General features: G+C 69.0%; 11 protein-coding genes. 6 read left to right on the top strand and 5 right to left on the bottom strand.

What is annotated here, in order from left to right:
- The first annotated feature begins 110 nt into the window (after window positions 1-110).
- From hisI to ACSC1W_RS13885, 3 genes are all read left to right on the top strand, one after another.
- A complete protein-coding gene (gene hisI / locus ACSC1W_RS13875; protein WP_435348126.1) occupies window positions 111-482 on the top strand; it encodes a phosphoribosyl-AMP cyclohydrolase in 372 nt (123 codons plus the stop codon).
- Window positions 475-1,584 (top strand): DUF7118 family protein, encoded by a 1,110-nt coding sequence (locus tag ACSC1W_RS13880; protein ID WP_435348127.1) that lies wholly within the window; start codon window positions 475-477, stop codon window positions 1,582-1,584. Before hisI ends, ACSC1W_RS13880 begins: the two co-directional genes overlap by 8 nt.
- Window positions 1,585-1,693: 109 nt before the next feature.
- Window positions 1,694-2,356 carry a hypothetical protein gene (locus ACSC1W_RS13885; protein ID WP_435348128.1) on the top strand — a complete coding sequence of 221 codons (663 nt, stop codon included), beginning with the start codon at window positions 1,694-1,696 and terminating at the stop codon, window positions 2,354-2,356.
- 33 nt (window positions 2,357-2,389) lie between these two features.
- Here the strand turns inward: ACSC1W_RS13885 and glmM are convergent, their stop codons facing one another.
- Window positions 2,390-3,754 carry a phosphoglucosamine mutase gene (gene glmM, locus ACSC1W_RS13890; protein WP_435348129.1) on the bottom strand — a complete coding sequence of 455 codons (1,365 nt, stop codon included), beginning with the start codon at window positions 3,752-3,754 and terminating at the stop codon, window positions 2,390-2,392.
- A gap of 94 nt (window positions 3,755-3,848) precedes the next feature.
- Here glmM and ACSC1W_RS13895 point away from each other — a divergent pair, with 94 nt between their 5' ends.
- The 3 genes from ACSC1W_RS13895 to ACSC1W_RS13905 all read left to right on the top strand — a co-directional run bounded on the left by ACSC1W_RS13895 (window position 3,849) and on the right by ACSC1W_RS13905 (window position 6,241).
- Window positions 3,849-4,646, top strand: coding sequence for an HVO_0234 family beta-propeller protein (locus tag ACSC1W_RS13895; protein ID WP_435348130.1), 798 nt, complete (start codon window positions 3,849-3,851; stop codon window positions 4,644-4,646).
- A gap of 134 nt (window positions 4,647-4,780) precedes the next feature.
- Window positions 4,781-5,635 carry a ribose-phosphate diphosphokinase gene (locus ACSC1W_RS13900; protein ID WP_435348131.1) on the top strand — a complete coding sequence of 285 codons (855 nt, stop codon included), beginning with the start codon at window positions 4,781-4,783 and terminating at the stop codon, window positions 5,633-5,635.
- A gap of 69 nt (window positions 5,636-5,704) precedes the next feature.
- Entirely contained in the window at window positions 5,705-6,241 is a 537-nt protein-coding gene (locus tag ACSC1W_RS13905) for a heme NO-binding domain-containing protein (RefSeq protein WP_435348132.1), read from the top strand.
- Here the strand turns inward: ACSC1W_RS13905 and ACSC1W_RS13910 are convergent.
- The 4 genes from ACSC1W_RS13910 to ACSC1W_RS13925 all read right to left on the bottom strand — a co-directional run bounded on the left by ACSC1W_RS13910 (window position 6,238) and on the right by ACSC1W_RS13925 (window position 12,260).
- A complete protein-coding gene (locus ACSC1W_RS13910; protein WP_435348133.1) occupies window positions 6,238-8,430 on the bottom strand; it encodes a CARDB domain-containing protein in 2,193 nt (730 codons plus the stop codon). The two genes, ACSC1W_RS13905 and ACSC1W_RS13910, sit on opposite strands and share 4 nt — an antisense overlap.
- Window positions 8,431-8,473: 43 nt before the next feature.
- The gene (gene ileS / locus ACSC1W_RS13915) at window positions 8,474-11,662 is read right to left on the bottom strand and encodes an isoleucine--tRNA ligase (protein WP_435348134.1); all 3,189 of its coding nucleotides are present in this window, start codon (window positions 11,660-11,662) and stop codon (window positions 8,474-8,476) included.
- Between the two features lie 90 nt (window positions 11,663-11,752).
- Window positions 11,753-11,905, bottom strand: a complete 153-nt coding sequence (locus ACSC1W_RS13920) for a hypothetical protein (RefSeq protein WP_435348135.1) — start codon at window positions 11,903-11,905, stop codon at window positions 11,753-11,755.
- A 106-nt stretch (window positions 11,906-12,011) separates the two neighbouring features.
- A complete protein-coding gene (locus ACSC1W_RS13925) occupies window positions 12,012-12,260 on the bottom strand; it encodes a DUF8151 family protein (RefSeq protein ID WP_435348136.1) in 249 nt (82 codons plus the stop codon).
- Window positions 12,261-12,345 lie beyond the last annotated feature (85 nt).

Genomic DNA, 12,345 nt, shown 5'->3' on the forward strand with positions numbered 1-12,345 from the left:
GATAGCGGGCGCACGTCTCGCAGTGTGATGGGTTCGACGGAACTGCACCGGGAGTGACAATCGGGCCTCGCAGGAAAAGACCCATATCCGGACCGGCCGACCCTCCAGCCATGAGCGACGACGCCGTGGAACTCGATTTCGGTGACGACGGCCTGGTGCCGGTCGTGGCACAGGACGTCGAGACGGAGGAGGTGTTGATGCTCGCGTACGCCACCGAGGCGGCAATCGAGCGCACCCTGTCGACGGGTCGGGCGCACTACTACTCCCGGTCCCGGGACGAACTCTGGGAGAAGGGCGCGACCAGCGGCCACACGCAGGCCGTCGACTCGGTCCGGGTCGACTGCGACGGCGACGCCGTACTGTACCGGGTCGAACAGTCCGGCGGCGCGTGCCACACCGGCTACCGGTCGTGTTTCTACCGGACCATCGACGGCGAGACGGTCGGCGAACGGGTGTTCGACCCCGACGAGGTCTATGAGTGACGTCGCCGACCGACTCCGGGAGGCGATAGCCGCCGTCGAGGAGGCCGAGGCGGCGGTCGAGAGTCACGGCGCGGACGCCCTCGACGACGTCGAGTCGGCCTACGACGAGGCGACGGCGCTGCTCGACCGGTACGAGGAACCGGCGTCGGGGACCGGCGACTTCCAGGCCTACGTGCAGTTCCAGGAGCAGTTCGACGCGCTGGTCGAGGGACTCGACGACGACCTGCCGCGCCGGGCGGCCTTCGAGGCGGCCCTCGAGACCGTCGACCAGCGACGCCTCTCCGGGTCGGACTTCGCGGCGGCCCGGGAGGACCTCGCTCCCGCCGAGGAACTCGTCGCGGTCCGACGCCGGGAGCGCGAGGCGCGTTCGGAGCTCGCGGACGCAGAGCGCGCGGCGAAGCGCCGACTGGCCGAACTGGACGACGAGATAGCGGCCCACGAGCGACTGCTCGAACTCGGCGAGGCCGACATCGACGCGCCGGTCGAGGAGTTGCGCGACCCCATCGCCGCCTACGACGACGCCGTCGTGCGTGCGTTCGAGTCGTACCGGACCGATGCGAGCGCCCGCGAGTTGCTGGAGTTCGCGGCCAGTGCGGCGCACTACCCGCTGGTCGACGTGACGGAACCGCCGGCCGACCTCGTCGAGTACGTCGAATCCCACCCGGCGGGCGAGGAGACGGTGCCGCGCCTGCTCGAACTCGCGGACTACTCGCCGTCGAAGCTCGACCACTACGTCGACGACGCACCGGCGCTCAAGCGGGCCGTCGCGACCCGCCAGACCTACCTCGACCGACTCGACGGGTCGGCGCTCCAGTTGGGGTGGCCGCCCGGGCCGGCCGCCGAACTCCGGCGGCGCTGTGAGGAGCGCATGACGCTCGTCTCGCGCATCGCTGGCGAGGTCCTGGTCGCGACCCTGCGTGCGGTGCGGGAGTTGACGTGGCGCGACGACTACGAGCGTCTGCAGAACGCGGCCGTCGCCCTGTCGGAACTGGACGACGACCAGCGCTCCCGACTGGCGTCCGGTGCGGTCGCCGAGGAACTGACAGAACGCAGAGCAGAACGGGCCGACGTCGAGAGCGTCCTCGACGACGTCGCGAGCTAGTCACTCTCAGTCTATCGGTTTTACCCCCATCCGACCGTCCTCGAAACAGTACACACGTGGGCAACGACTGGTAATAATGGCTTCATATCGGCTGAGCGTACCTCTAGATATGCTTCGCAGAACAGCACTCAAGTTGGCCGGAGCGGTCGGAGCACTCGGACTCGGAACAGGTACCATCGCTGCCGACGGTGGGCGAGCGATAGACACGCCGGAACGACGACTCGTCATCGAGAACCGGACCGACAAGGTCTGTCGGACCGAGGTCTGGGTCGACGGCGACGTGTCGCTCGACGACGGGCGACACTACGCCGGCCGCGACTCGGCCGTCGACGGGAAGATAGTCAGCGTGACGGACCCCCACGGGAGCGACAAGTTCCGCATCGACGGACCCATCACCCGGATACGCTGGGACTGCGACAGACCGCCCCGGATCACCCTCGACGGGCGGGAGATCGACCCCAGGGACTACGCCGACAACGGCGACGACGGCGACGACCACGACGGCGACCGCGCCGGCCCGAGCAGACTCCTGTTGACCTCGAACGACGACAACGCCCGGTTCCGCGTCCGGTTCACCGGCCGGTCCATCGGGCGGCGTGGCACCAGGGTCGAGCGATACCCGCCGAACCGGGTCGTCGAGACGCGGGTCCTCGGACGGACCGAGTTCCGCTACGAGGGACGGCTCTCGGACCTCGAACTCCAGGGTACCGTCGACGTGGACGTGACTCAGCAGGACGCCGACGCCGACGACTGGTGGGACGACTGGTGGTAGACCGGTCGTCGGTCCGGTGATATTTTCGGGTGCTCAGACCGACTCCCTCGCCTCGACGAGCGCGTCGTACATCTCGTCGGCGAGGTCGTTCGCCCGCGCTGCCTCCCGGGCCTCGGCGTAGACGCGCACGAGCGGTTCCGTCCCCGACGGGCGCGCGAGCACCCACGCGTCGCCGTAGTCGAGACGGAAGCCGTCCTTCGTGTCGAGTGCTGCGTCGGAGACCTCGGCACGTTCCCTCGCGGCGTCGAGCATCGCCGAGCGCTCGGCCTCGGCGTCGTACCCGACGTTCCGTCGGACGTTCGTGTAGCCGCCGTACGGTTCGACGACCTCGCTCGCGGGCGCGTCGGCGAGCAGTTCGAGGAAGCGTGCGCCGACGTACGCGCCGTCGCGGGCGAGTCGGTAGTCGGGGAAGAACACCCCGCCGTTGCCCTCGCCGGCGATGGGGACGTGCTTGCCCTCGTCGACGAGTTCCCGGACCCGGGTGATGATGTTCGTCGACCCGATGGGCGTGAGTTCGAGCGTCGCACCGGCCGCGTCGGCCACGTCGACGAGGCGCTGGGAGACGTTGACCGCGGAGACGGTCGTGTCGCCCGCTTCGAGTTCGGCCTCGGCGAGTGCGGCCAGCGTGGCGTCGCCCTCGACGTACTCGCCGGTCTCGTCGTAGAAGATGGCGCGGTCGGCGTCGCCGTCGTGGGCGATGCCCACGTCGGCGTCCGTCGCGCGGACGAGGTCGCCGAGGTCGTCGAGGTTCTCCGGGACCGGTTCGGGGTCGCGGCCGGGGAAGTGGCCGTCGGGTTGTGCGTTGACGGTGACGACGCGACAGCCCAGTCGGCGGAAGAACTCGGGGGAGGTGAGCGAACCCGCGCCGTGGCCGGGGTCGAGCGCGACCGTCAGGTCGGCGTCGGCGATGCGCTCCCTGTCGACGGCGTCGAGCAACTGCTCGACGTAGGCGCCCGGGGCGTCCTCGACGCGCGTCGACGTCCCGACCGCGTTCCACTCGACCGGTTCGAACGTCTCGGCGAGGAAGATGTCCTCGACGCGTTCGAGGTCCGAGACGGCGAGTTCGACGCCGTCGGAGCCGACGAGTTTCACGCCGTTGTACTCCGGCGGGTTGTGGCTCGCGGTGATGACGACGGCCGGGACGCCCTCCGACTCTGCGTACACCTGCACCCCCGGCGTCGGGACGACCCCCAGTCGGTCGACGTCCACGCCCACACTCGCGAGGCCGGCGGCCGCAGCGTCCGCCAGCATCTCCCCAGTCGCCCGCGTGTCCCTGGCGATGGCGACGCGGTCGACCCCCCACGCGGTGCCGGCCGCCTTCGCGACGCGCAGGACGAACGTCGGCGTCAGCGCCTCGTTGGCGACGCCACGCGTCCCGCTGGAGCCGAATACTTTCATTCGGGTGAGTCTGGGTGTGGCGGCATCAAAGGGGTTCCGAACTGGCCACGAGCGGACCACATGGTTTTCCACCCCTGACGACCCATCGTCCAGCATGAGCGCCGAGAAGGACATCAGTCTCGACGAGAAGCGCGTCTACGAGGGCGACCAGCGCGAGACGACGGTGTACGTCGCCTCGGGCGTCGGCGTCGTCGCCGTGAACGTGGTCGACGAGCGCGTCGGCGGCTTCGAACTCGTCGCACGCTGTACGGCCCGCGACGTGGCGGCCGACGAGGGGGCGGTCGCCGTCGCGACGGACGAGGACGTGCTCGTCGGACCGGAGTCGTTCGATGGGACGGGCTTCGGGTCGGCGGTCGCGGTCGACCTCTCGGCGGACGGCCTCCTCGCGGCCGACGATGACGGTCGCGTCGCCCGATACGAGGACGGCGAGTGGCGAGCGCTGGGAACCTGTGCGGGCGCGGTTCGCGCCATCGACGGCGACCTGGTCGCCGCGGACGACGGCGTCTACCGGGCCACCGACGACGGCCTCACCCACGCCGGCCTCGACGACGTGCGGGACGTGGCGACCGCCGGCATCCCGCGGGCCGCGACCGCCGCCGGCCTCTACCACCTCGGCAACGGCTGGATGGACGACGCCGACGGGGACTTCACGCTCGTCGCCAGCGACGGCGACCGGGGGCACGCCGTCGGCGACGGCGACCTCTACCGACTGACCGACGACGGCTGGGAGGTCCACCCGAACCAGCCCGACGCCACGTTCGTCGGCGTGACCTACGGCGACACGACCTACGCGGTCGGTTCGGACGGCCGGTTCTTCGCCGAGGCGCCGGACGGCTGGCGTCACCAGTTGCTCGGGATGCCCGACGTGGTCGCGGTCGCGGGGCCGCGGTAACGATCGACCGTCCGGAACGGCCACGTTCGGTACTGGTCGAGTACGACTGCCGTGACACCGAGACCCGCCCACGGCCTGCCCCACCGACGCGACGTAACGAAACTGGAATAACCCCGGCGAGTGACCCAACGCACATGATACTCCCAGGCTCGGCCTCCCAGTCGCTGGCGGCCGAACTCGCGGCCGAACTCGGCGAGGACCTCGCGCCGGTCGAGTTCGAGCGCTTCCCCGACGGCGAGGTGATGGCCCGCATCGGGGACGTCTCGCCCGGGCGGGCCGTCGTCGTCGCGTCGACGACGACCAGCGACGCCCACCTCGAACTGCTCCAGTTGCAGGACGCCGCCCGCGAGGCCGGCGCACGCGAGGTCGTCACCGTCCTGCCGTACATGGGCTACGCCCGGCAGGACAGGGTGTTCACCCCCGGCGAACCCGTCTCCTCGCGGGCCGTCGCCCGCGCCATCTCGGCGAACGCCGACCGCGTCGTCACGGTCAACCCGCACGAGGCCGCAGTCTGCGAGTTCTTCGACCCGACCGCCACCGCCCTCGACGCCGCCGGGCGACTCGCAGAACCCCTCCCGGCGGACCTGACGGACCCGCTCTTTCTCGCCCCCGACGAGGGCGCCTGTGACCTCGCCGACACCGTCCGGGACGCCTACGGGGTCGGCGAGACGGACTACTTCGAGAAGACGCGCCACTCCGGCACCGAGGTCGAGATATCCCCGAGCGACGCGAGCGTCGGCGGCCGTGACGTCGTCGTCGTCGACGACATCGTCGCCACCGGGTCGACCATGAGCGAGGCCATCGCCGTCCTCAACGACCGCGACGCCTCGCGGGTCTTCGTCGCGACGGTGCATCCGTTGCTGGCACGCAACGCCAGGACGAAACTCGCCCGGGCGGGCGTCGAAGCGGTCTTCGGGACCGACACGCTCGAACGACCGGTCAGTTCCGTCTCCGTCGCCCCGGTCGTCGCCGCAGAGCTGTCGGAATAGGAACATGGTTTCTTTATACCTCGACTCGGTGTTGGTACGTGACCGCACACGCGGACGTGGGGACAGGCAATGCACGGGCTACTGCACAAATCACTCAAACAGTACGTAGGGGAACGGGTCGAACGAACGACGTGGGACGACGTCCTGGCGGGGGCTGGCATCGAGCCGAAGCTCTACCTGCCGGTGACGCGATATCCGGACGAGGAGTACACCGGGGTCGTGACAGTGCTGGCCGAGGAGACGGGCCGGACCGAGGCCGCCGTCGAACGGGACGTTGGCGGGCACCTCGCGCCCGACCTACTCGACACGTTCAAGGCCCACGTCAAGTCCGGGTGGGGTGCCCGTGAGGTGGTGTCCAACCTCCACGCCATCTACTCGCAGATAGAGGCCGAGAGCGACGACCCGTCGTACCCGACCATCTCGGCCGAACGCGTCGACGACGACGAGTGCGTCCTCGAGTACCAGTCCGACCTGGGGCTCTGTGACCTCCTGGAAGGGGTCGTCGAGGGCGTCGCCACCGAGTTCGAGACGGAGGCCCGGGTCACGGAACGGGCCTGTACGCACGACGGTGCCGACCACTGCGAGTTGACCGTCGAGTTCGTCTAGCGACGCACGAGTACGCCGCCGCCGAGGACCCCGAGTGCGAGTGCGAGCGCGAGTAGTGCCGTCGCTGCGCCGAACCCGGGGACCGGCACCGGCCCCGAACCTCCGGTTCGACCGGTGCCGTCGCTGCGGTCGACCTGCTGTTCCGACCCGGCGTCGGGGTCGACGGCTTCGACGGTCACGCTCCGGTTCCCGACCTGGATGGTGTGGACGCCGGGTTCCGCGACCGTCACGCGCCCGGTGTAGGTCAGTCTGCTCCGGGGTGGGAGACGGACGTTCTCGGTCAGCATGGTCTCGCCGTCGAGCGACATGACGACCTCGCCCGCCGCCGGCCACGCCGCCTCGTTGTCGACCGCCGTCTCGACGGTGAACGGTTCTCCGACCGCCACCTCGGCCGGCGCGTCGAGTCCGGTCACCCGTGGGTCGGCCGGTTCCTGCACCTGGACCGCCAGTTCCCGGTCGCCGACGGTCACCGTGTAGTTCCCGGGGTCGTCGAACCGGTGGGCGAACGAGAGCGTCGTCCGCTCGCTGGGGGTGAGGGTGCCCGAGGTCCAGTTCTCGACGGTCCCGTCGACCTTGAACGACGCGTCGTACTCGCCGTCGGTTCCGCCGATGTTCTCGACGGCGACGGTCACCTCCAGGCGTTCACCGACGGCGAGCTGTATCGGCCCGTCGTCGCTGCTGGCTTGCCACCGACCGATGCTCCCGTTCCGGTACTCGCCGGTGACGCCGACGCCGTCCGCGGGTATCTCGTAGTCGAACGCCGCCGGTATCGGCCCGAACAGGTCCGTGTGCGTCGAGCGCGACCACGTCGACGGGACGGACGAACTCGTGGTGTACTGCTCGGCGTAGGCGCTCGCGTTCGTCGAGGCGACCGACTCGACGGCCGAGAGGACGTCGGCGTTGTCGATGGTGGTCCCGTCGTCGTTGAACCGTCTGATGACCGTCTGGAGCGACGCCCCGCCGTCGGTGTCCGCACGGACCTCCCTGTCGATGGCACCGGCGACGAGCGCCCCCTTCAGGTAGTTCGCCTGGTTGCTCCAGGTCGTCGGGTCGGACATGACTGCCGTCGCCTGCGGGTCCGACAGTCCTCGGCCGAGTTTCTCCTGGAACGCCTCGAACCCGATGCGGCCCTGCTGGTAAGTGAACAGGGCGGCGTAGTAGTCCGCCGACCCCTCGACGAGCCAGCGACTCGAACTGTTCGCCGTGAACTCCTGGCGGGTGTGGACGTACTCGTGGACCCAGACGTTGTTCGCCGTGTCGAGTCGCGCGTTCGCGACGACCCAGGCGTCCGTGTCGCCGTACTGGAGACCGGCGGACGACCAGTCGAGGGTCGTCGGGGCCGCGACGAGCATGACTCGCTCGTCGCGCTCGCCGAGTCGCAGTTGCTCGCTCGCGTTCCCGACGGAGTCGAGTATCGCCGCCGGCGACTCGCGCAGGGTCGCAGCCTCCGGGACGACGAGTCGGATCTCCTGGTTCCTGACGGTCCGCGTGTACGTTTCCATCGGCCCGAGGTAGGCCATGTACCCGCCAGTCGTCCCCTCGCCCTCGACCTCGACGCGTTCGTCGAGGACGACGTCGCCGGTGCCGACCCACCGCCACGAGGTGCCGAGACGGGCGACCCGGGCGAGCGCCCAGTCGCCGGTGTCGACGAACGAGTAGGGTTCGACCGCGTCCGCCTGGGCGGCCGTCCCGGCCCGGCGACCGGTGTCTCGCGTCTCGTTCACCGCGTAGGTGAACGTCACCGACGCGGTGTCGCCGGTGCCGTTCCACTCGTACTGTTGCTCGCCCGTCCGCTCGAAGTTCGTCGTGTCGGTCACGTCGGCGTTCGACTGGATGGTGAGCGTGACGTCGGTCACCTCGTCCGGGACGTCGAACCTGACCTCGGCCTCGAGTTCCCCGGGCGTACCGGGCGTCAGGCGTAGCGAGAGCGTCCGCGTCAGCTCGGACGCCTCCGCGCCCTCCGCCCCGTCGGCCGGGAGCGACGCGACCGGGGACGGGTCGTCGGGTGCGGAATCACTGGCGGCCTGACCCGTGGCGACGTCGGCCGCCAGCGGCTCCGAGGCGGACTGTACGTGCGGGGCGTCGGACGCGACCGGGGACGCTCCCGCGTCCGCGACGGCCGGAGTCGCTGCCGGCCCGGCGACGAGCGACAGGAGGAGGAGCGTGACGAGTGCGAACCGTCGGTGCATCGACCCTATAGACGGTCGGCTACGAAATGTGCCTTGTGCTGGCTCAGTCGTCGGCGGTCGCCTCGGCGACCGGTTCGACGCCGATGGTCATCGTGACGCCCTCGACGTCCCACTCCTTGCGGAGTCCGTCCTCGACGGTCGCGAACTCGGTGGCACGGACCTCCTCGGCGATGAGGTCCTCGTGCCGGCGCACGAGGTCGGCGACCCGGTCGTCGGCGACGGTCAGGTCGAGGCGAATCTCGGCCTCGATGTCGAGGTCGAGGTCCTTGCGCATCTCCTGGACGCGACGGATGACCTCGCGGGCGTAGCCCTCGCTCTCGATGTCCTCGGTGAGCGTGGCGTCGACGTAGACGACGCCCCGTTCGTCGCCCGAGACGCTGAAGTGACTGCCGGTGACGCCCTCCGGCGTCTCGGTGACGAACTCGACCATCGCCTCGGTCAGGTCGGGTTCGCCGACGGCCTCGCGCAGGGCGTCGAGGTCCGGTTCGTCGAGGCGGGCCTCGTTGAGCGCGTTCATGACCTCGGGCGCCCGGTCACCGAAGGCGGGACCGAGTTCGCCCATGTCGGCGCGGGCGGCGTAGGCGAGTTCGCCCCAGCTCTCCTCCGGCGCGACGAGTTCGACCTCGCGGGCGTTCAGTCGGTCGGCGAGCAGGTCGCGGTGGCGTTCGACCGCCTCGTAGTCGCGCTCGTCCGTCGGCGCGACGACGATGCGCTGGACGGGCCAGCGGAGCTTCCGGTCGGCCTGCTGGCGGGCGTTCGACCCCGCCTCCTCGGCCGCCCGGAGCAGTTCGACGTCGCGTTCGAGTTCCTCGTCGACCCAGAACTCGTCGACCTCGGGCCAGTCGCGCATGTGCACCGTGTCGAAGCCGTCGTCCCCGGTCAGCGTGTTGTATATCTCGTCGCTGACGAACGGCGCGTAGGGGGCGAGCAGGGCGACGACGTCGGTCAGCACTGCGTAGAAGGTGGCGTAGGCCGCCTCCTTCGACGGGCTATCTTCCTCTTCCCACATGCGTTCGCGGACGACCTGGATGTAGAACCGGGAGACGTCCTCGACGACGAACGAGAGGAGGGCGTCGAGCGCCCGGTCCGGGCGCCGGTGTTCGAGCCACTGCTCGGTCATCTCGGCCGTGACGGTCTGGAGTCGGGCGAGTACCCACTCGTCGACGAGTTCGGTCTCCACGTCGGTCACGTCGACCGACCCGGGGGAGAACCCGTCCATTCGCATGTACGGGAGCGGGAACCGGAACACGTTCCAGAGGATGTTCAGGTCCCGGGTCATGTTCTCCATCTCGTCCCAGGAGAAGCGCATGTCCTCCTCCTGTGGGTTCCGCGAGAGCAGGAACAGTCGCATCGGGTCGACGCCGTACTCGTCGATGACCTCCTTCGGGTCGATGAGGATGTCCTTCGACTTCGACATCGTGCGGCCGTCGGGCATCAGGGCCCACCCGTGCATCAGCACCTCCCTGTAGGGAATCTCGCCGAGGGCGGCGGTTCCCATGCCGAGTTGCGACCAGAACCAGCCACGGGTCTGGTCGTGGGCCTCCATGATGAGGTCGGCGGGCCAGAGTTCCTCGAAGGCCGCCTCGTTCTCGGGGTAGTCGAGCGTCCCCCACGAGGCGACGGAGGAGTCCAGCCAGACGTCGAAGACGTCGGTGACGCGTTCGGCCGTCGCGCCACAGCCGGCACAGTCCATCGTCAGCGGGTCGACCGTCGGCTTGTGCAGGTCGACCGCGCCGGGGTCGACGTCCTGGTCGACGCGCTCTGCGAGTTCGTCGCGCGTGCCGACGACGTTGAGGTGGTCGCAGTCCTCGTCGTCGCAGAGCCAGATGGGGATGGGGATGCCCCAGTAGCGCTGGCGGGAGACGTTCCAGTCCGGGGAGTCCTCGACGAAGTCTCGGAACCGGTTGTCCCGTGCCTCCGGCGGGTTCCACTTGCTGTCCTCTATGTTCGCGAGGAGTTCGTCCTTGACGTCGGTGACCGTGATGAACCACTGGTCCGTGACGATGCGGACGATGTCCGTGTCACAGCGCCAGCACTGCCCCTCGCGGACGGTGTGGCCCTCCTCGCTGGCGAGCAGGAGGCCGTGGTCCGCCAGGTCGTCGATGACGTCGGCGTTGGCGTCGCGGACGAACGTGCCGGCGTACGTACCGCCCTCTGCCGTGTAGACGCCGTCGGGACCGACGGGGCAGAAGATGTCCAGTCCGAGTTCGGTACCGCGCTCGAAGTCCTCCTCACCGTGGCCGGGCGCGGAGTGGACCATCCCGGTCCGGTCGGCCTCGACGTAGTCGGCGGTGTAGACCTGCCCGGCACCCTCGCCGCTGGCGTGGTCGGGGACCTCCTCGGCCAGCGGGTGGTCGTACTGCCAGCCGACGAGGTCCTCGCCGGCCAGTTCCTCGACGACCTCGTAGTCGTCGTACCCGCCGGCATCGAGTACGTCGTCGACGCACTCCTTCGCGACGTAGAGGCGTTCCGTCTCGCCGTCCTTCGTGGCGTCGACGGCCTGGTAGGTCAGGTCGGCGTCGACCGCGACGAACGTGTTGGCGACGATGGTCCACGGGGTCGTCGTCCAGATGACGAGGTTGCCCTCGCGACCCTGCAGGGGGAACTTGACGTAGATGGAGGGTTTGGCGACGTCGTGGTACTCGACCTCGTTGTTGGCGATGGCGGTCTCACACCGCGGGCACTGGTTGATCGAGCGCATCCCGCGCTCGACGAGGTCGCGCTCGTGTGCGCGCTTGAACCCCCACCAGGCCGCCTCCATGTACTCGGGGGAGACGGTCTTGTAGGGGTCGTCCCAGTCCATCCAGACGCCGAAGGACTGGAAGTCGCTCTGGAGGCCCTCGAGTTGCTCGTCGGCGTACTCCTTGCAGGCCTCGATGAAGTTCTCGACGCCGTACTCCTCGATGTCCTTCTTGTTCTCGAAGCCGAGTTCGCCCTCGACGCGCGTCTCGATGGGCAACCCGTGCATGTCGTAGCCGGGGCGGTCGGTCACGTCGTAGCCCTGCATCCGGTAGAAGCGGATGAACGCGTCCTTCAGGGACTTGTTCCAGGTCGTTCCCATGTGCGCCGACCCGGAGGTGTACGGCGGGCCGTCGACGAAGAAGAACGGTTCGCCGTCGGCTCGGTGTTGCTTCGTTTGCTCGTAGGCGTCCACCTCGTCCCAGTGGTCGAAGATGCGATCCTCGACCCCGTCCGGGTCGTACTGGTCGGACACCTCCCCGAATCGTTCCATGCGGGAAGCGTGTCGCTCCGACATTAAAGGGGAATCGGTCCTGCAGACGCCGGTCAGGTCCCACCAGACCGCGTCACCACCACCGTCACCTCACTCGTCCTCGGTGAACTGGTACGACTCGTCGCCCTCGAAGACGGTCATCGTCCACCCGTCCGCCTGGTCCCGGAAGATGCTCTCCGGGTACTCGTGTGCCTGGTCGACCCCCTCGGTCGAGAAGATGCTTCCCTGGTCCCCGTTCGACATGCGACGACTGTTGGAACGGGTTGACATGATTCTGATGGCCGTTCCGGTCCGGGTTGCTTTCACTGTCATGCTTCTGCGGGGCCGAGGACGGGATCGGTCGCGACGCTCACCCGGTGACGATGCGTCGGACCCGCGGGACGAGTTCCTCGTAGCCGACGACGTAGACGGCGGCGTACAGGAACAGCAACCCGATTACGGCGTACCACGCGGTGAGGATCGTCACGCCGTCCGCGAGGAACGTGTGCCAGCTCTCGAGTTCGGCGACCGCGCCCAGCACCGTCAGCGCGGCCCCGACCAGCGAGTATCCAACGATCGGTAACAGTTCGGGCAGGAGTTCGAGCAGTGCCCACGACATAGTCGTCAAAAATCGCCTGTCGTTCATCTACTTTTCGGTGGGTGGCGACGTTAGGAAAAGGACTATATCGACGCTCCGACGAACA

Origin of the sequence: Haloarchaeobius marinus (genome assembly GCF_051207415.1) — an archaeon.
GTDB lineage: Archaea > Halobacteriota > Halobacteria > Halobacteriales > Natrialbaceae > Haloarchaeobius.

Excerpts from the sequence above, each read along its gene's own strand:
- ACSC1W_RS13900 (WP_435348131.1), top strand. The coding sequence starts at position 4,781 with ATGATACTCCCAGGCTCGGCCTCCCAGTCGCTGGCGGCCGAACTCGCG.
- ACSC1W_RS13885 (WP_435348128.1), top strand. The coding sequence starts at position 1,694 with ATGCTTCGCAGAACAGCACTCAAGTTGGCCGGAGCGGTCGGAGCACTC.
- ACSC1W_RS13880 (WP_435348127.1), top strand. The coding sequence starts at position 475 with ATGAGTGACGTCGCCGACCGACTCCGGGAGGCGATAGCCGCCGTCGAG.
- ACSC1W_RS13925 (WP_435348136.1), bottom strand. The coding sequence starts at position 12,260 with ATGTCGTGGGCACTGCTCGAACTCCTGCCCGAACTGTTACCGATCGTT.
- ACSC1W_RS13910 (WP_435348133.1), bottom strand. The coding sequence starts at position 8,430 with ATGCACCGACGGTTCGCACTCGTCACGCTCCTCCTCCTGTCGCTCGTC.
- ACSC1W_RS13905 (WP_435348132.1), top strand. The coding sequence starts at position 5,705 with ATGCACGGGCTACTGCACAAATCACTCAAACAGTACGTAGGGGAACGG.
- hisI (WP_435348126.1), top strand. The coding sequence starts at position 111 with ATGAGCGACGACGCCGTGGAACTCGATTTCGGTGACGACGGCCTGGTG.
- ileS (WP_435348134.1), bottom strand. The coding sequence starts at position 11,662 with ATGGAACGATTCGGGGAGGTGTCCGACCAGTACGACCCGGACGGGGTC.
- ACSC1W_RS13920 (WP_435348135.1), bottom strand. The coding sequence starts at position 11,905 with ATGTCGAACGGGGACCAGGGAAGCATCTTCTCGACCGAGGGGGTCGAC.
- glmM (WP_435348129.1), bottom strand. The coding sequence starts at position 3,754 with ATGAAAGTATTCGGCTCCAGCGGGACGCGTGGCGTCGCCAACGAGGCG.
- ACSC1W_RS13895 (WP_435348130.1), top strand. The coding sequence starts at position 3,849 with ATGAGCGCCGAGAAGGACATCAGTCTCGACGAGAAGCGCGTCTACGAG.